13 protein-coding genes are annotated in these 16,873 nt (G+C 68.2%); 12 read left to right on the top strand and 1 reads right to left on the bottom strand.

Translation table 11 applies throughout. The features are described from left to right. Positions 1–34: 34 nt before the first annotated feature. The 8 genes from ACTJI6_RS06610 to ACTJI6_RS06645 all read left to right on the top strand — a co-directional run bounded on the left by ACTJI6_RS06610 (position 35) and on the right by ACTJI6_RS06645 (position 11,393). Positions 35–1,999 carry a hypothetical protein gene (locus tag ACTJI6_RS06610; protein WP_440798935.1) on the top strand — a complete coding sequence of 655 codons (1,965 nt, stop codon included), beginning with the start codon at positions 35–37 and terminating at the stop codon, positions 1,997–1,999. Continuing rightward, the gene (locus tag ACTJI6_RS06615) at positions 1,996–3,237 is read left to right on the top strand and encodes a glycosyltransferase family 4 protein (RefSeq protein WP_440798937.1); all 1,242 of its coding nucleotides are present in this window, start codon (positions 1,996–1,998) and stop codon (positions 3,235–3,237) included. The genes ACTJI6_RS06610 and ACTJI6_RS06615 overlap by 4 nt, the downstream gene beginning before the upstream one ends. After that, positions 3,234–5,390, top strand: coding sequence for a hypothetical protein (locus ACTJI6_RS06620; RefSeq protein WP_440798939.1), 2,157 nt, complete (start codon positions 3,234–3,236; stop codon positions 5,388–5,390). The genes ACTJI6_RS06615 and ACTJI6_RS06620 overlap by 4 nt, the downstream gene beginning before the upstream one ends. After that, on the top strand, positions 5,387–6,667 hold the full coding sequence (locus ACTJI6_RS06625) for a glycosyltransferase family 4 protein (protein ID WP_440798941.1): 1,281 nt from the start codon (positions 5,387–5,389) through the stop codon (positions 6,665–6,667). The genes ACTJI6_RS06620 and ACTJI6_RS06625 overlap by 4 nt, the downstream gene beginning before the upstream one ends. Further along, the gene (locus ACTJI6_RS06630; RefSeq protein WP_440798943.1) at positions 6,660–8,378 is read left to right on the top strand and encodes a type I secretion system permease/ATPase; all 1,719 of its coding nucleotides are present in this window, start codon (positions 6,660–6,662) and stop codon (positions 8,376–8,378) included. The genes ACTJI6_RS06625 and ACTJI6_RS06630 overlap by 8 nt, the downstream gene beginning before the upstream one ends. Next, entirely contained in the window at positions 8,375–9,664 is a 1,290-nt protein-coding gene (locus ACTJI6_RS06635) for an HlyD family type I secretion periplasmic adaptor subunit (protein ID WP_440798945.1), read from the top strand. Before ACTJI6_RS06630 ends, ACTJI6_RS06635 begins: the two co-directional genes overlap by 4 nt. A 51-nt stretch (positions 9,665–9,715) precedes the next feature. Beyond that, positions 9,716–10,522: a CatB-related O-acetyltransferase gene (locus tag ACTJI6_RS06640; protein WP_440798947.1), complete on the top strand. Its 807-nt coding sequence runs from the start codon at positions 9,716–9,718 to the stop codon at positions 10,520–10,522. A 241-nt stretch (positions 10,523–10,763) separates the two neighbouring features. Then, positions 10,764–11,393 (top strand): hypothetical protein, encoded by a 630-nt coding sequence (locus tag ACTJI6_RS06645; protein ID WP_440798949.1) that lies wholly within the window; start codon positions 10,764–10,766, stop codon positions 11,391–11,393. 652 nt (positions 11,394–12,045) lie between these two features. Here the strand turns inward: ACTJI6_RS06645 and ACTJI6_RS06650 are convergent. Next, complete coding sequence (locus ACTJI6_RS06650; protein WP_126154319.1) at positions 12,046–12,744, bottom strand: GntR family transcriptional regulator; 699 nt, start codon at positions 12,742–12,744, stop codon at positions 12,046–12,048. A 202-nt stretch (positions 12,745–12,946) separates the two neighbouring features. Here ACTJI6_RS06650 and ACTJI6_RS06655 point away from each other — a divergent pair, with 202 nt between their 5' ends. From ACTJI6_RS06655 to ACTJI6_RS06670, 4 genes are all read left to right on the top strand, one after another. Next, the gene (locus ACTJI6_RS06655) at positions 12,947–14,134 is read left to right on the top strand and encodes an ABC transporter substrate-binding protein (protein ID WP_440798951.1); all 1,188 of its coding nucleotides are present in this window, start codon (positions 12,947–12,949) and stop codon (positions 14,132–14,134) included. A 62-nt stretch (positions 14,135–14,196) separates the two neighbouring features. Further along, positions 14,197–15,066, top strand: a complete 870-nt coding sequence (locus ACTJI6_RS06660; RefSeq protein WP_440798953.1) for a branched-chain amino acid ABC transporter permease — start codon at positions 14,197–14,199, stop codon at positions 15,064–15,066. Between the two features lie 3 nt (positions 15,067–15,069). Next, positions 15,070–16,092: a branched-chain amino acid ABC transporter permease gene (locus tag ACTJI6_RS06665; RefSeq protein ID WP_440798955.1), complete on the top strand. Its 1,023-nt coding sequence runs from the start codon at positions 15,070–15,072 to the stop codon at positions 16,090–16,092. Then, a complete protein-coding gene (locus ACTJI6_RS06670; protein WP_440798957.1) occupies positions 16,089–16,871 on the top strand; it encodes an ABC transporter ATP-binding protein in 783 nt (260 codons plus the stop codon). Before ACTJI6_RS06665 ends, ACTJI6_RS06670 begins: the two co-directional genes overlap by 4 nt. Positions 16,872–16,873: the final 2 nt, after the last annotated feature.

The raw sequence follows: 16,873 nt of genomic DNA on the forward strand, positions 1-16,873 counted from the left end.
CTTGACCGATTCCTTCGTTCCAGGCGCCAAAAGCATGAATATCCCGCTTGAGAGAACGCTTTTTCCTTCCGGCCCGCGCCGATCCCCCCAGCCGCTGGGTGAGGCGACGGCCATTCCCCTGGGCGATTCCCTGACGGCGGTGTTCTTCGACCGTGCCGCCGGGCGCCCCGGCCGGTTGGCGGCGGAACAGGACGGGCTGCCCCTCTCGCGTCCCTTCGTCGCGGCGGAACTGGGCCTGCGCTCGGGCGGGGTGCGGCATGTGCTGTTCGTGCCCCAGGGCCTCGGCACGCTGCTGTCGCGCCATCTGGTGCTGCGGCTGGGCGACCTGCCCGCCGCCGAAATCGACCCCGCCTGGCTGCAACTGCCCCAGGACGACCTTCCCGCCCTGACGGCGCAGCTTTCGCCGCAAGGAACGGCCCGGCTGCTGCGCGTGATGCTGACCACCGGCGCGTCGCTTTTCGCAGGCGAGGCGCAGGCGGGACTGGCACGGGCCATCCCGCGCCTGATGGATATCTGCGCCATCCCGGCCCTCGCCCCGGTCGCCCGGACCGAGATCGCGGGGAGGACGCTGATCAGCTATGCCCCGCCGGGCCTGTCCGGCCTGCTCTCGGCGGCGGCTGCGATCCGGGACGGGGGTCTGATCCCCCTGCGGCATTCCGATTGCTTCCGCGACGGCAGGCTGCTGCATCTGCTGCTTCCGGCCGGTCCTGCGCCGGAACAGATCGTGGCTCTTGCCGATGCGCCGCTGCGGTTGGCGGCACCGGATGCCGCGCCGCGCCGCCTGTCGGCCCTGGCCTGGATCCAGGCGCGTCCCAAGCCGTGCCGCGACTGGCTGTTCGACCGCCTGGGTGACACCGCCGCAGCACTTGAGCAAGAGCTTGCGGGCAACCAGGCCGAGCCGGCCATCGCGGTCCGGCACCTGTCGGGGCTTTCCGCCGGGCTGCTTCACCTGCTGGTCTTGCAGGATCCCGCGCGCCTGGTCCGGAAGGTCATCCTGGAGCGGCGCGGACAGACGGCCGAACTGACGCCCCTGCACGGACCGGACGGAACGGCGGTGCTGGCCGGACTGGCCGATCTGCCGGGCGGGGCAGGGGGCGACAGCTGCCGCATCCGCGTTCTGCATCGTTCCGGCCGCCTGCGGACGCTGGCCGAAGCGCCGGTCACGCCCTTTGACGGGACCGTTCCCGCCGCTTTCGCGGACGCCTGGGCGGCGGGCGCCCCGGTCCTGCACCCATTGGCTGAGGCCCGCGCCGGTTTTTCCCGCGCGGCGCCGCCGTCGGCCGTCCAGCATTTCGGTCCCACGCAGACATGCGGGCTGCGGATCGTCACCGCCATCGGCGGTTCGGCCGACCTGATCCGCGCCCGCGCCGCCATGATCCTGGCCGAAGCGCCTTCCACCCCGGTCGAGGTCGTCTGCACCATGGCCGACGGTCCTCTGGCCCAGGCGGCGCGCCAGGCCCTGGCCCAGACGGCGGCGATCTATGGCGTCGCGCATCGGCTGGTGCTGCTGCCGGATTGCGCCACCGAAAGCGAACGCCTGTGCGCGGCCCTGGCCCAGGCGCGGGACCTGCCCGCCCTGGTGCTGGGCGGCGATGTCCTGCCGCAGGATCCGGGCTGGCTGGCTTTCTGGCTGCGCCGCCTGCGCAGGCCGGGCGTCCTGGCCCCCGCGCTGCTGGCGCCCGACGGCTCCATCGCGGCCGCCTCGGAAGGCCCCGATCCGTTGCGCGGCCTGCCCGCCGCGCACCTGCCAGCCGGGGGCCGAGCGGCCCCCAGGCCGCTGGCCGCCTGCCTGGCGCTTGGCCCCGCCGGAATCGCGCGGCTTCTGGCCGCACCGCCCCATCCCGACCCCGCCGTCTGGATCGCCCGCGCCCTGGGCGCCGCCGCCCGGACCGAGACCCGCTTTCCCTTTCGCCGCTTCGGTCCCGCGCCCGCGCCGGATGCCTTTACCGTGGCCCTTGCGCAGACCGAATTCGCCCTGATCGGAAAGGATCGTCGATGACCCTTCAGGTCTTGCAGATCGCCCATGACCACCCCGCTTATACCCGCGGCGGCACCGAGATCCTGGCCCATGACCTGACCGGCGCGCTGAATGCGGCGGGCGGGGTCCGTGCCCGGTTTCTGGCCGCCACGACCGCGCTGCAACGCCCCGACGACGCGCCCGGATCGCTGGGCATGCAGGAGGACGACCATCTGCTGCGGACCGGGCGCTATGATCGGTTTTCGATGCTACGGCAGGACGGCACGGACTGGATCGCCGCGCTGGACCGGCTGCTGGGCGCCTTTTGCCCGGATGTGGTGCATCTGCACGGCCTCGACCGCATCGGGGCCGAGGTTCTGGCGGTCATCCGCCGCCTGGCCCCGTCCGCGCGGATCGTGATGACGCTGCACGATTACCAGATCCTGTGCCCCAATGACGGGCTGATGCTGACGGTGCCGGACGGCGCCCGCTGTCGCCTGCCGGGCCAGGACCAGTGCCGTGCCTGCTATCCGGCGATGTCCTCGGCCGCGCATCTGCTGCGCAAGGCGCATCTGACGGCGCTGCTGTCGCTGGTCGACCGGTTCATCGCGCCGTCGCGCTTTCTGGCCGACCGCTTCGTGGAATGGGGCCTTTGCGCCGACCGGATCACCGTTCTGCCCAACCAGGTCCGGCAGGTGGCGCAACCCGATCGGGCGCCGCGCGCCCGTCCCGACCGCTTTGCGTTTTTCGGCACCGTCGCCCCGCATAAGGGGATCCTGCCCTTGCTCTCGGCCGCGCGCCTGGCGGGTGACCGGCTGACGCTGGATCTGCACGGCGGGCTGGGCCATGCCGAAGACGGCTTCCGCCGCGCCTTCGCCGACGCCCTGGCGGCCGCGCCCCAGGCCAGCCATCCCGGCCCCTATGACCGCGCGGATCTGCCGGGGCTGATGGCCCGCGCGGACTGGCTGGTGATGCCGTCGATCTGGTGGGAGAACGCGCCCCTCGTCCTGCTTGAGGCGCGGGCGGCGGGCCTGCCGGTGATCTGTTCCGGCATCGGCGGCATGGCCGAGCTGGTGGAACACGGTGTCACCGGCATCCACGTCCCCCCCGGCGACCCCCGCGCCCTGGCCGAGACGATGCGCGCCGCCGCAGCCGACCGAAACGGCCAGGCCCGCATGGCCGCCGCGCAGCGCGCCCGCCACGACGACACCGCCTATCGCGGCTTCGTCGACGCCCATCTGGACCTCTATCGCAACCTTTCGGGAAAGATTTCCGCATGAGTCCCGCCGACGGAGCCTTCTTTGCCATCGCCCAGGACAGCCCGCCTGGGCTGTCCGACCGGGATGCCCCCCTGGTGCCGGATCTGGCGATCATCCTGCCGGGGGGCCGGACGCTTCTGGCCCTGTCTGACCTGGAGGATGCCTTGCCCCGCCAGGGATCCTGCGGCGATGCGCCCTGGCGGGCGGCCTGCTGGCCCGTGCGGGGGGGACGTGCCGGGCTGGCGCTTGTCGGGGCGCCGCTTCTGGCGACCGGCTCGCTTCGCGATCAGGCGGGCGCGGACTATCGGATTGCCCCGCCCCGTGCCGTCGATGTCGCCCCGGCCGCCCTGGCCGATTTCGTGCGGCGCCACGGAATAAGCAGCCGCGCGGCATTCGATTTCCTGGCCGATGGCGCGGATCTGGAGGCAGGCGACGGCGATTTCGCGGCCCGGTTCTTGTCGCTGGCCACCGAAGCGGGGGGCTTTGTGGAAATCCTGGCCTGCCCCGACACCGGGGGGCTGTTTGCCCAGGGCTGGGCGATGTCCCTTGCCGCCGGGCGCCACGATCTGGCCCGGCTGGACGGCAGCTTGAAGGTCTGCGAGGCCGATGTGGCGGTCTTCTCGCGCAAGGATATTCCGCCCCCTGGCATGGGGTTCTGCCTGTTCAGCCTGGACTGGGGGGGGACCGATCTGGATGGGCTGGACTGCCTGTTCTATGAACAGGGCGGCGTGCTGAGGCGGCTGGAGATCGTGCGCGGATCCGTCGTGAAGCTGCATGGCGACGCGGCCGCCGACCATGTGCGGCAGATGCTGCCCCGGCTGGCGGGTGACGGCAAGGTGGTCAGCATCCACCGCCGCATCTGCCGTCCCCGGTTCCAGGGCGTGGACACGCTGTCCCTGACTCCTCTGCCCATCGCCGCCGCCTTCGACGCGGTGTTCCAGGCCCCCTCGGGCGGGCTGCTGGCAACGGGCTGGCTGCTGGATCCGCTGCGGCGGGTGGAACGCGTCATCGTCAAAAGCACCGCCGGGCTTTACGCCCCCCTGCACGACCGCTGGAACCCGCTGCCGCGCGCCGACCTGAACGCGGGTTTTGCCGACGACCCCCGGTTCGGCCGCCTTCTGGATGCCGCCGACAACACCCATGGCTTCGTGGCCTTCGCCCCCGGCAGGCCCCGCCAGGGGGATGAGGATTTCTATCTGGAACTGGTCCTGGACGACGGCTCGTGCCTGTTCCGGCCGCTGGCGATCACCCCCCTGGAGGGTCGCGAGGGGCTGCCGCAGATCCTGTCGGCGATGCCCCTGCACGATCCGGCCATTGACCTGATCGTCGAGACCTCGCTGGCGCCGTTCCTGGCGCAACTGCCCGCCGCGCCTCGGAAATCCCGCGTGGCGCAGCACCCCATTTCCCTGTCGCCCGAGGGGGGAGAGATCACCGCCGTGATCCCTCTGGCCCGGCTGGAGCATTTCCAGCCGATGATGGCGCTGCTGTCGGGCACGTCCGAGGCAGGGCGGCTGGATCTGGTGCTCGTCATGACGCGGACCGATGCGGCGGGCGCGGCCGCGCGGCTGAAGGATCTGTTCGCCTTCTACGGGCTGCGGGGGCGGTTGCTGCTGGTGCCCGACGGGGCCGATCCCTGCGCCCGGATCGAAGCGGGGCTGGCCCTGGCCGAGGGATCGCGCGTGCTGATCTGGCATCCCTCGGTGCTTCCGGCGACGCCCGGTTGGCTTGACCTGCTGGACGGAGAGCTGACGGCGCTGGAAACGCCGGGCCTGATCTCTCCGACCCTGGTGTATGAAGACGGATCGATCTTTTACGGCGGCGACGGCGCGGCGGGGGATGCCCCGATGCTGGGCTATCCGCGCGGCTGGCTGGTCCGGGGCGCCCCCCAGCCTGTGGCGGCGGGGGCGGCGCAGTTTGCCCTGATCGACCGCGATGCCATGGAGGGCGCGGGGGGCTTTGCGGGGCGTCTGTATTCCGGCGCGATGCTGCACCGCGATCTGGCGCGCCGCCTGCACGACGGCGGTTTCGGGACATGGGCCTCGCGCCGCGTCGATTTCTGGATGCTGGACGATCTGCCCGCCGCGCAGGACGTCATGACGCGTCTTCTGGAAACGATTGATTCAGCTTTGCTGGCTAAGACTGGCCCGACCGACAGTGGAGACCGACTCGGATGAAGGCCCTTGTTCTCAGCCATGCGCATCCCGCCTTTTCCATCGGCGGGGCGCAGGTCGCATCCTACAACCTGTTCCAAGGCATGAAGCAGCAGCAGGGCTGGGACGCCCATTACATGGCCGGGGTCGGTCCCCCGGTCGCGCGCCATGCGGCGACTCCGCTGATGTCCCTGGGCCAGGCCCCGGACGAGACGCTGTTCTGGACCAACGACTATGACTGGTTCCACCTGGGCCTGAACGACACCGCCGCGATCATCCGGCATTTCGAACGCTTCCTGTCCGACCTGCGGCCCGATATCGTGAACTTTCACCACGTCATGGGCTTCGGCATCCAGGCGATCCGTGCCGCGCGCCGCGCCCTGGGCGACGTGCCGATCGTCTATACCTTGCACGAATACCTGCCGATCTGCGCCCATCACGGGCAGATGATCAAGGCCCGCTCGGGCGCGCTGTGCATGAAGGCCTCGGCTTCGGAATGCGGGATGTGCTTTCCCGAGATCGGCGCCGCGAACATGCTGCGGCGGGAATTGTTCATCAAATCCTTTTTCGATCAGGTGGACGCCTTCGTGTCGCCATCGCGGTTCCTGTTGAAGCGGTTCCAGGACTGGGGCCTGCCGCGCGAAAAGCTGGTGATGATCGAAAACGGCCTGGACGGCGGCCCCGTCGCGCCGATCCGACCCCTTTCGGCGGGCGGACGCCGCAACCGCTTCGCCTATTTCGGCCAGTTGAACCCCTTCAAGGGCATCAAGGTTCTGGTCGAGGCCGTGACCCGTATCCCGGAAAAGGTCTGGGGAGACGGAATCCTTTACGTCTTCGGCGGCAACCTGGAACACCAGCCCGAGGATTTCCAGGCCCAGGTCAAGGAACTGTTCCGCCTGTCCGGCCGGCGCCTGCGCTTCATGGGATCCTATAAAAGCGCCGATCTGCCGCATCTGATGCGCGAGGTGGACTGGACCATCGTGCCCTCGACCTGGTGGGAAAACGCCCCTGTGGTGATTCAAGAGGCTTTCCACCATCGTCGCCCGATCATCGCCTCCGACATCGGCGGCATGGCCGAAAAGGTGCGCGACGGCATCGACGGGCTGCATTTCCGCGTCTCGAATCCCGAAAGTCTGGCCGAGGCGATGACCCGCGCGATGGACCCGGCCGTCTGGAACCGCCTGCATGGCGGCATCCAGCCCCCAACCACCGCGACCGAGGCTGCGCGCCTGCATGCGGCACTGTTCGACAAGCTTCTGGCCCGTCGGGCCGAACCCGTTCTGGCGGCCCGCCATGGCTGACGGCGCGGCAGAGAGTCCCTGGCGCGGGGCACTGGTCGATCTGGCCAAGGGGGTGGCGGCGGCGGCCTTCATCGGCTTTTTCGTCAACCTTCTGTATCTGTCGCTGCCGCTGTATCAGGCGCAGATCTTCGACCGCGTGATCTCGTCGGCCAGTTTCGAGACGCTGACCGCATTGACGATCATCGTCGGGCTGATGTTCGTTTTCCAGTCGATGCTGGATTTCCTGCGGTCGCGCCTGCTTCTGGTGGTGGCCGCGCGCCTGTCGACCGCGCTTGGCCGCCCGGTCTTCGAAGCCGCAGTCGAGACGGCGTTGAAATCGGGCACGGCGTCTGCGGCGACGGCGATGCGCGACCTGAACGGACTTCGCGGCTTTGTCGCCGGAGGGGCGATCACCCTGCCGATGGACATGGCCTTCACGCCGATCCTGCTGGTCGTTCTGGCCCTGCTGCATCCGCTTTACGGACTGGTGGGGCTGTGCGGCGCGGGACTGCTGACCCTGGTGGCCCTCGCGACCGAGATGCTGGCCCGGCGCCCCGCCGCGACGGCCATTCAGAAGAACGTCCTGCTGCAAGCCGACACCGCCAACGCCATCCGCAATTCCGAGGTGATCGCGGCGATGGGGATGCTGCCGGATCTGTCGCGGCGATGGCGGCGGGGGCAGGCGATGTCGCTTGACAGCATCGAGGCCGGGGGGACCACGGCGAAATTCCTGGCGGCCTTCGCGCGCGGGTCGCGGGTCGGCCTTCAGATCGCGGTGATCTGCACCGGCGCCGCCCTGGTCATCCGCCAGGAGGCAAGTCCGGGCACGATTCTGGCGGCGGCGGTGATCACCTCGCGGATGCTGTCGCCCTTCGAACATCTGATCGACGGGTGGCGGCAATGGGTCAACGCCCTGGCCATCGCGCAACGCCTGCGCCGCCTTCTGCGCGACGGCGCCCGGACCCGGTCGGCCGTCGAGGTTCCGGTCGGCCGGGCCGATCTTCTGGTCGACCGGCTCAGCTATGTCCCGCCGGGACAGGACGCGCCCTTGCTGCGCAATGTCGGCTTTGCAATCGGGCCGGGGGAAATGGTCGGCGTGATCGGTCCTTCGGGGGCGGGGAAATCGACGCTGGCCCGGCTGGTGGTCGGGCTTTGGGCGCCGACCACAGGCGGAATCTTCCTGGATGGGCAGTCCACCTTTCTTCACGAACGGGCCAGCTTCGGCCAGGCGGTCGGCTATCTTCCCCAGGAGCCCCTGCTTCTGGACGGGACGGTGCGCGAAAACATCGCCCGCTTCCGCGACGCCCCGATCGAAGATGTCGTCGCCGCCGCGCGCCAGGCGGGGGTTCACGACATGATCGGCCGGCTGCCCAAGGGGTATGAGACGCCGCTGGTCGACGGCGGCGCGCGCCTGTCCGGCGGGCAGCGGCAGCGGATCGCCCTGGCCCGCGCGGTCTTCGGGCGTCCCCGGCTTCTGGTGCTGGACGAACCCAATTCCTCGCTGGATGCCGACGGTGAGGCCGCGCTGATCCAGGCGGTGGACCAGGCCCGCGCCTCGGGTGCCGCCGTGCTGATCGTGGCGCAGCGGATGTCGATCCTGAACAAGGCCGACCGCTTGGTCCTGCTGCGCGACGGCGCGGTGGCCCATTACGGCGACAAGGCCGAGGTGCTGGCGGCCCTCGGACCCCGCCGCCGCGCATCCGCCGTCGCAGAAAAGGCGCGCCTGTCATGACCGCGATCCCCGACGACGACACCCTGCCTGCCTATCGGCCGGTGTTCCTGACGGCGCTGGCGACGATCCTGTTCCTGGTCTGCACGCTGGGCGGCTGGGGGATCGCGGCGCGGCTGGACGGCGCCGTGGTGACTCAGGGCGTCGTTCTGGCCGAAAGCAAGCGCAAGACGGTCGAAAACCTGGAAGGCGGCATCCTGTCCGACCTGCTGGTGGCGCCGGGGGACCGGGTGCGGGCGGGTCAGCCCGTGGCGCAACTGGACACCACCCAGGACCGAGAGCGCCTGGCCCAGATGCAGGCCGAGCGTCTGGCCCTGGTCTTCGACATCTGGCGGCTGGAGGCCGAGGCCCGCGGCCTTCCCCTGGACACCGCCCACCCGCCCGAGGCCGATCCGGCCCGCAGCGCCGCGCAGGCCGCGCTTTATGATGCCCGGCTGGCCCTGCACAATGGGCAGATCGCGTCGCTGATGCGCCAAGCCGACCATCTGGCCGCCCAGGCCCAGGCCAACCGCGCCCAGGCCCGCGCATCCCAACGACAACTCGACAGCTGGACGCAGGAGCGGGCCAATACCGAAGCCCTGGTCGGACGCGGCGCGGCAACCCCGCAGAAGCTCCGAGAGATCGAGCGGAACCTGTCCGTTCTCGAGGGCGAGCGGGACGAATATGCGGGCTTGGCTCAAGCCAATGACCGCGATAACGCGCGGGTCGCGGCCGACATCGCCACCCTGCGCCGGCAGCGCGTGGCCGAGGCGAACGAGCAGCTGGCCCAAGCCCGCCGCGTCCTTCCCGCGCTTCAGGCGCAGATCCGCGCCGGCGAGGACATCCTTCACCGCCGCACGCTTCGCGCCCCGCAGGACGGGCTGGTGGTCGACATTCCCATCGTCACGCCCGGCGCGGTGATCGGGTCCGGCGCGATGGTCATGGAAATCCTGCCCGATGCCGATCCCCTTGTCATCCAGGCGCGGCTGCCGCCCGAATCCATCGACACCGTGCATGTCGGCCGCAAGGCCAGGGTCAGGCTGACGGCCTATCGCCGCGCCACGGCGCCGACGCTCGACGGCGAGGTCACCTATGTCTCGGCCGATCTGCTGGAGGATCCGCGCGACGGCAGCCACTATTTCGAGGCGCGGGTCAGGCTGGATCCAGCCGCCCTGGATCCGCATCCCGACGTGGCGCTGACTGCGGGGATGCCGGTCGAGGTGGCGATCCAGACCGGCGAACGGCGCGCGGGCGATTACCTGCTGGAACCGATCCTGCGGCATCTGCGCAAGGCGATGCGGGATGAGTGAATTCTTAACCTTCCCAGGCGACATTCGGATCGGGAAACAGGGGGAACGAGAATGAACGAAGGCACCTTCACGCTGAAACACGCCGATCTTCCGGCGCTAGACCGGGCGGGCCTGCGCCTTCCGGGACTTCTCCAGACGGGGCGGCTTGCCGCGGGATCGCGGATCGAAGGTCCGACCTCGATCATCGCGGCGGTGTCGCAGGGGGCGTTCATCGACATCGGCGCCTTCTGCAATCTCAGCGGCGGGACGATCAACAATGTGCGCTTCGGGCGCTATTGCTCGATCGCCTCGGGGGTGATCATCGGGACGCACGAACATCCGACCGACTGGCTGACGACCTCTCGCACGGCCTATTTCCCGCAGGTGAACGGCTGGCGAGACCTTGTCGCCCCGGACCGGCAAGAGGAAATCCGCCGCGGCCTGCGCCCCTTCAAGGCAAGCTGCCCGATCACCGAGATCGGCCATGATGTCTGGATCGGCCAGGGCGCCTTCATCAAGTCGGGCGTGACGATCGGAACGGGGTCGATCATCGGTGCGCGGGCCGTCGTGCTGCGCGACGTTCCGCCCTATTCCATCGTGGTGGGAACGCCGGGCCGGGTGGTGCGCCTGCGCTTCCCCGAGGAGGTGGTCGCCCGTCTGCTGGCCCTGCAATGGTGGCGCTATTCGATTTTCGACCTGTTCTCGGCGCCGCTGGACGATATCGGCGCGGCCCTGGACCGGATCGAGGAACTGGCCGGGATTGGGCAGCTTGCGCCCTACGATGGGCCTGTCGTGACGGCGGATGCGCTGCGCGATCCGCAGGGCCTGGCCGCCGATCTTGCGGCGCGCTTCTCGCGGCCTTTGGCGCAGGCCAGTTGAATGAGGACAGCGGCGCCTTCCGGGCCGGTGGATTGGCTTACGCCCTTTCCTGCGCCCTGGGTAAGCCTCGGTGGTGAACGGTTCGGGCGCGGATGCCGGCAGATGGGCCTGAGGCGCGTTCGCTGTGCCACGGCGGGCGGACATGACGAACCGCGCCCCCGGATGCCGAGGGCGCATCAATTGGATCTCGAGGATTCCGGCATGTCGCGTTGCCGGGCCGCATCGTCACAAGGATTGCCGGATGACAGACCAGACGCCTTTTCCGCAGGCCGCGAAGGAGCCCCGGCTGTATGGCGTGATCGACGTACTGCGCGCCGACCGCGTGGCGGGTTGGGTGATCGACCGGACCGACGCCGCCCGCTGCGCGACGGTCGAGCTGCGCCGCGAAGGGCGGTTGGTCGGGACAACGACCGCCAACCGGCCGCGCAAGGACCTGGAACGCCAGGCGGTCGGCACGGGGGCCTATGGCTTTGCCTTCGCCTTCGACCCCCCGCTGGAAGAGGGGATGGACTTCACGGTCGCGGTCACGGCCAGGTCGCATGACGGGGTCGCGCTGCCCTTGCACCCCGTGGGGGGCGCGGCGAGGCCGGTTTCGCCCGAAAGGAAGGCGCTTGGTCTGATCCTTGCCGAACTGGCCGACCTGCGCGACCAGATCGCCGGCCTGCGCGCGGAGGCCGCGTCGGCCGAGGGGGACCGGGCGCGGTTCCAGGACCGGCTGGAGCTGGTGCAGCTGCGGCTCGAAAGTGGCATCTCGGCGGTGGATGCCCCCGCTGGTCGCGCGCCCGGATGGCTGGCCGGTGTGGCGCTGTCGGGCGCCGTCATCGCGGTCGGATCCCTGGCGATCGGGCTTGTTTCGCTGTGGGGCGGCTAGAGGAGAGTGAACGGCGTCTCTGACAGGTTTCTGAAAATCATCCTGGGGTCGTTTCGCGATGGAAATCTCCCCCAAACTCTTGGATTCGCTGAAAATCGCGCCATGCGGGGCGTGTTCGGACCGATTTTCCGGCTTCCGCATGAGATCAGGCACGGTACGGCTTTTCACCGACCTTCTAGAAGCGGAAGCGGGCCGAGCGGGTGTGCCTTGCGCCGCTGCGGCGGTATCCGGGCAATAAGATCGGCGAAGGAAAGGTTTTCTGAGGGTGCGTGACAAGCGGGCAGTTTCCGCTTGATTCTCTGGCCGCGTTCGGGCCGTTCCTGCGGTGTCCGGGGCGGGAAATCATGAAGCGTGGCCGTCGAAGTCGCGCCGAGCAGGCACTCTGTCACGGCGGTTTCCGCGTCAGGGCCTCTTGTCCGACGGGTTTTCTATCAGAAGCGTCGCCCTGGGCGAGACCGGCATCCATGGCGCTATGGCGCGGGCAGCGGGACTTTCTTGCCGGGGTGCCAGGCGGTGGGACCATCAAGGGTCCACGGTGACGCAGCCGACATCGTGCTTCGGCCACCCCCAACCCTGATCCCCATTACCGCCGGTCCGGCGAAACGCCGATGCAGCCCGCCTGATGCCCGTCGCCACCCTGCGCCTAGGTTTGCTATCGCTTCAGGATCGACACCAGATCCAGCCCCGTCGTCACCTTGTTGCTGAGATCGAGGTCGGTCTTGATCTGCTGGAGATGGTCCTGCATCAGCCGGGCCGCCCCGTCGGCGTCGCGGGCGCGGATCCGGTCCACGATGCGGGAATGGTCGTGGTCGCGGCAGTCGGTCATGTCCTGGGCGCCGAAGATGCCGATGATCAGCGAGGTGCGGGTGATCATCTCTTTCATGATCCGCATCATGGTGGGATTGCCGGCGACCTGCGCCAGCAGCCCGTGGAACTGGCCCGACAGGCGGATCGCGTCGCGCCGCCGCCCGGCGTGGTGGGCCTGATGTTCGCGTTCGATGTGATCGGCCAGCAAGGCGATTTCCGCATCCGTCGCCCGCGTCACCGCCAGCCGCGCGATCGAGGGTTCCAGCATCAGCCGCGCCTCGAACACCTCGTGCGCCTGTTCGCTGGTGGGGCTGGCGACAAAGGCGCCGCGATTGGCATGAAGCTCGACGATCTGGCGGCTGGCCAGAAGCAGCAGGGCCCGGCGGATCCGCATCCGACCCACGCCGAAGGCGTCGCACAGGGCCGATTCGGAAAGTTTCGTTCCGGGGGGCAGGCGCTGTTCTATGACTGCCTCGAAAATATGCTCGACGATGTCTTCTTCGCCAATCTCGGCGGCTTCTGCTGCTGCGTCCGCTGCGTCCATCGGCGATCGTTTCCCTGCAATTTGCTGTCGTTCCCCCCGGAAATAGGGTCAGGACCAGGTTACAGCAAGACAAGCCGCCCTTCCAGATTGTTAACAAAAATGTTGACATCTGTGTTAACTGGTTCAGCATGACAGGATGAAAAGCGCCGCCGGCGGGTTCTGGCCGCCGGGCAACAAGGCGCATCCGAACAGGGAGCCATTCATGCTGCGTCGTCATGTCCTGAAATCCACCGCCCTGGCCTTCGCCGCCAGTCTTGTCCTGACCCCCGCCGCCCATGCCCAGAACCCCACGCTGAAGATCGGTTTCGTGGGCGTCACCTCGGGGCCTGCCGCCGCCTGGGGCATCTCGAACCAGCGGTCGCTGGAAACCCGCGCCGCCTGGCTGAACGAACTGGGCGGCGTCCAGATCGGCGACACCACCTACGACATCCAGATCGTCGCCTTCGACGACCAGAAGGATCCCAAGCGCGCCATCGCCGGGATGGAGCGCATGGCGCAGGAGGGGGTGCATTACGTCGTCGGTCCCAATGTCGACGACGGCGCCGCCGCCGTCCGCCCGGTGGCCGAACAGAACGGCATCATCTATTTCCCCTATGCCTTCCCCAAGGAACTGTATGTCGCGCCTGCCTCGAACGCGATCCTGGGGATGGTGGCGAATTACCAGTCCGGCCCGGCGATCTACAAATACCTCATGGACAACAAGGGCGTGCAGAAGGTGGCCTTCGTGGCCGCCAATGAATCCGACCCGCTGAGCCAGCGGGATTCCGGGATCGAGGCCGCCAAGGCCCTGGGGCTGGAGGTGGTGTCGGACCGCGTGACCTATCAGGTGGACACGACCGACTTCACCCCGGTCCTGCTGCCGGTGCTGCAAGCCCAGCCCGACCTGCTGGTGCTGTCGGGCGTGTCGCCCGCCAATGCGCCGCAACTGATCCGGTCGGCCCGCGAACTGGGATACGAGGGGCTGATCTCCACCGAGACCGCGCAGGATGCCAGCGTGCTGGCCGAGGGGGCGGGCGATCTGGCCGAGGGCTTCATCTCGGTCGGCGGCGCCTCGACCCCGGAACTGGCCTCGGACACGATGCGGGAATTCGTGGACCGCTATACCAAGATGTTCGGCGAATATAACGATGAATCGAACACCAAGGTCTATGCCCTGGAATACATCATCGAGACGCTGAAGGCGAACCCCGCTGCCATCGACGACGTGGAGGCCTTCAAGACCGCCATCGACACCTTCGAGGCGCCGAACCCCTTCATGGTCGGCGACGCCAAGCTGCGCTATGTCGGCCAAAGCTCTTTCGGGCAGAAGCGCCAGATCGCCGTGCCGCTGGTCGTGAACGAATACCGGGGTGGCAAGTTCGAGACCCTGTTCGTGGCCGAGGTCGACTGACCGCGCATCATCCGGGGTCCGGGCAGCCGGACCCCGCCTTTCAACGACAGCGGGGCGGCGGGATGGAACAGATCATCGCAAACGGGCTGTATCTCGGCGCGCAATACGCGCTGATCGCACTGGGCCTGACACTTATCTTTTCACTGATGAACGTGCTGAACTTTGCCCATGGGCAGATGTATGTGTTCGGCGGCTTCGTCTGCTATACGGTCGTGGCGCAACTGGGGATGCCCTTCATCCTGGGGCTGGTCGCATCGGCCCTGGTCCTGGGGGTGATGGGCGCGCTGATCGAGCGGTTCCTGTTCCGCCCGGTGATCCGGCGGTCCAAGCGCGACGAATCGACCATGCTGCTGGCGGCGGGGATCGCGTTCTTCCTGGACGCGGTGATCCTGCTGCTGTTCGGCGAAAAGCAGCGCGGCGTGCCCAAGATCGTGAACGGGGTGTTCAACTGGGATTTCCGGCTGATCATGCCCTATGACCGGATCCTGATCGGGGTGCTGGCCATCGCGCTGATCGCGGGCTTCATCCTGTTCATGCAATATTCCAAGGCGGGCCGCGCCATGCGCGCGCTTGCCCAGGACCGCATGGCCGCGCAGCTGATGGGGGTCGATGTGGACCGCTATTCGATGATCGGCTTCGCCATGGGCGCGATGCTGGCGGGGCTGGTCGGCGCCTTGCTGGTCACGATCACCGGGGTGAACCTGGGAATGGGCGGGCCGACCTCGGTCAAGGCGTTCCTGATGATCATGATCGGCGGGGCGGGCGTCATCTCCGGCGCCATCGCTGGGGGCTTCATCCTGGGGATGATGGAAAGCGTCGGGCTGTCGGTCCTGTCGTCTTATGGCGATGTCACCTATCTGGTGATCTTCGCCACGCTGATGGTCTTTCTTGCCATCCGGCCGCAGGGCCTGATGGGCAAACCCTGGGGCTGAGCGATGGATACGCAAACACAGGCTTATTCGGGGCGGGCGCCGGACCGGACCCGCCGGTCCACGCGGCAGGTGCTGGGCGTGGTGCTGTTCCTGGCCTTCGTCTTCGGCGTCGTGCCTGCCTTCATCGCGGCGACGGGGCGGTGGGATTTCTATTACACGCTGACCTCGGTGGCGCTGCTGTCCGTCGCGGCGGCGGGGGTCTGGCTGACCTTCTATATCGGCCGGATCAACATCGGGCAGGGCGCCTATGCCCTGGCGGGGGGCTATGTCTCGACCATCCTGATGACCCAGGGGGGCGTCAGCTTCTGGCTGACGCTGCCGCTGGCGGGGCTGTTCTGCGCCTTGATCTCGGTGCTGATCGGCTGGCCGATCCTGCGGTTGCGCGGCGTTTATTTCGCGATGGTCACGCTGGTCCTGACCGAGGTCGCGCGCCTGACCGCCCTGGCCCTGCCCGTCACCAACGGCGCCAAGGGCATCACCTCGATCCCGCTGCCGGGGGGTGTGTCGGTGATGGGCGTCACCCTGATCCCCGATTTCGCCACGCTTCAGAACCCGCGACAGGCGTTTTACTTCGTGGCTGTCACGGTGATGGTGCTGGTCTATCTGGTGCTGTGGCGGATCGTGAATTCGCGGCTGGGCCACCTGTGCCGCAGCCTTCAGCAGAACGAGGAGCTGTCTGCATCCATCGGCGTCAACACCGCCTGGCTGCGGGTGCTGGCCTATGCGATCTCCAGCTTTTTCGGGGGTGTGGCGGGGGCGATGTTCGTGTCGATCTCGCAATCCATCTATCCGTCGTCCTTCGTGGTGCAGGACAGCGTGAACTTCATGCTGTACTGCTTCGTCGGCGGCCTGGGCTATGTCTTCGGGCCGATGCTGGGCACGCTGCTTCTGTATTTCGGCTGGGATCTGTTGCAGGTCGCGGGCCAGTACCAGTTGCTGATCTATTCCGGCACGATGATCGCGCTGATGCTGGTGCTGCCCAACGGCGTTCTCAGCCTGTTCGACAGGAAGGGGGCGGGGAAATGACCGCGATCCTGGAAATCCGCAACCTGACCAAGAAATTCGGCGGGCTGACGGCTAACAACGACATCAGCTTCGATGTGGCGCAGGGGGAAATCCTGTCCGTGATCGGCCCGAACGGGGCGGGAAAATCGACGCTGTTCAAGCAGATCGCCGGGTTCGAACGGCCCACGGCGGGCGAGGTGCGCTACAAGGGGGACCGCATCTCGGGCCTGCCGCCGCACAAGGTGGCGCGGATGGGGGTGGTGCGGACCTTTCAGGAAACCACCATCTTCAAGTCGATGACGGTGCGCGAGAACGTCATCGTCGCCCATCACCTGCGGTCCCGCGCCAGTCTGCTGGGCTATTTCCTGAACAGCGCCCAGGCCCGCGCGGACGAGGCCGATTTCGCCCGGTCCGCCGACGACATCATCGGCTTCCTGGGCTTGGCCGAGATCCGGGACGAACTGGCCTCGAACCTGCCGCAGGGCCATCTGCGCGCGCTTGGCATGGCCATCGGGCTGGCCACGCAGCCGCAGGTGATCCTGCTGGACGAACCCTTCGCGGGCATGAACCACGACGAGACGATGCGCATGGTGGCGCTTGTGCGGCGGCTGCGCGACGAACGCGGCATCACCGTGCTTCTGGTCGAACACGACATGCCGGCGGTGATGAGGATTTCCGACCGGATCGTCTGCATCAACTTCGGCCAGAAGATCGCCGAAGGCAGCCCCGCCGAAATCCAGGCCAACCCCCGCGTGATCGAGGCCTATCTTGGGTCCGAGGACGCGGCAATCGGGATATGAGG

This window comes from Paracoccus sp. 22332 (assembly GCF_052045125.1).
Classification (GTDB): Bacteria; Pseudomonadota; Alphaproteobacteria; order Rhodobacterales; family Rhodobacteraceae; genus Paracoccus; species Paracoccus haematequi_A.

What these genes read in the sequence shown, in the direction of transcription:
- ACTJI6_RS06640 (WP_440798947.1), top strand. Translation starts at nt 9,716, where the DNA reads ATGAACGAAGGCACCTTCACGCTGAAACACGCCGATCTTCCGGCGCTA.
- ACTJI6_RS06660 (WP_440798953.1), top strand. Translation starts at nt 14,197, where the DNA reads ATGGAACAGATCATCGCAAACGGGCTGTATCTCGGCGCGCAATACGCG.
- ACTJI6_RS06625 (WP_440798941.1), top strand. Translation starts at nt 5,387, where the DNA reads ATGAAGGCCCTTGTTCTCAGCCATGCGCATCCCGCCTTTTCCATCGGC.
- ACTJI6_RS06620 (WP_440798939.1), top strand. Translation starts at nt 3,234, where the DNA reads ATGAGTCCCGCCGACGGAGCCTTCTTTGCCATCGCCCAGGACAGCCCG.
- ACTJI6_RS06670 (WP_440798957.1), top strand. Translation starts at nt 16,089, where the DNA reads ATGACCGCGATCCTGGAAATCCGCAACCTGACCAAGAAATTCGGCGGG.
- ACTJI6_RS06665 (WP_440798955.1), top strand. Translation starts at nt 15,070, where the DNA reads ATGGATACGCAAACACAGGCTTATTCGGGGCGGGCGCCGGACCGGACC.
- ACTJI6_RS06615 (WP_440798937.1), top strand. Translation starts at nt 1,996, where the DNA reads ATGACCCTTCAGGTCTTGCAGATCGCCCATGACCACCCCGCTTATACC.
- ACTJI6_RS06645 (WP_440798949.1), top strand. Translation starts at nt 10,764, where the DNA reads ATGACAGACCAGACGCCTTTTCCGCAGGCCGCGAAGGAGCCCCGGCTG.
- ACTJI6_RS06650 (WP_126154319.1), bottom strand. Translation starts at nt 12,744, where the DNA reads ATGGACGCAGCGGACGCAGCAGCAGAAGCCGCCGAGATTGGCGAAGAA.
- ACTJI6_RS06635 (WP_440798945.1), top strand. Translation starts at nt 8,375, where the DNA reads ATGACCGCGATCCCCGACGACGACACCCTGCCTGCCTATCGGCCGGTG.
- ACTJI6_RS06630 (WP_440798943.1), top strand. Translation starts at nt 6,660, where the DNA reads ATGGCTGACGGCGCGGCAGAGAGTCCCTGGCGCGGGGCACTGGTCGAT.
- ACTJI6_RS06610 (WP_440798935.1), top strand. Translation starts at nt 35, where the DNA reads ATGAATATCCCGCTTGAGAGAACGCTTTTTCCTTCCGGCCCGCGCCGA.
- ACTJI6_RS06655 (WP_440798951.1), top strand. Translation starts at nt 12,947, where the DNA reads ATGCTGCGTCGTCATGTCCTGAAATCCACCGCCCTGGCCTTCGCCGCC.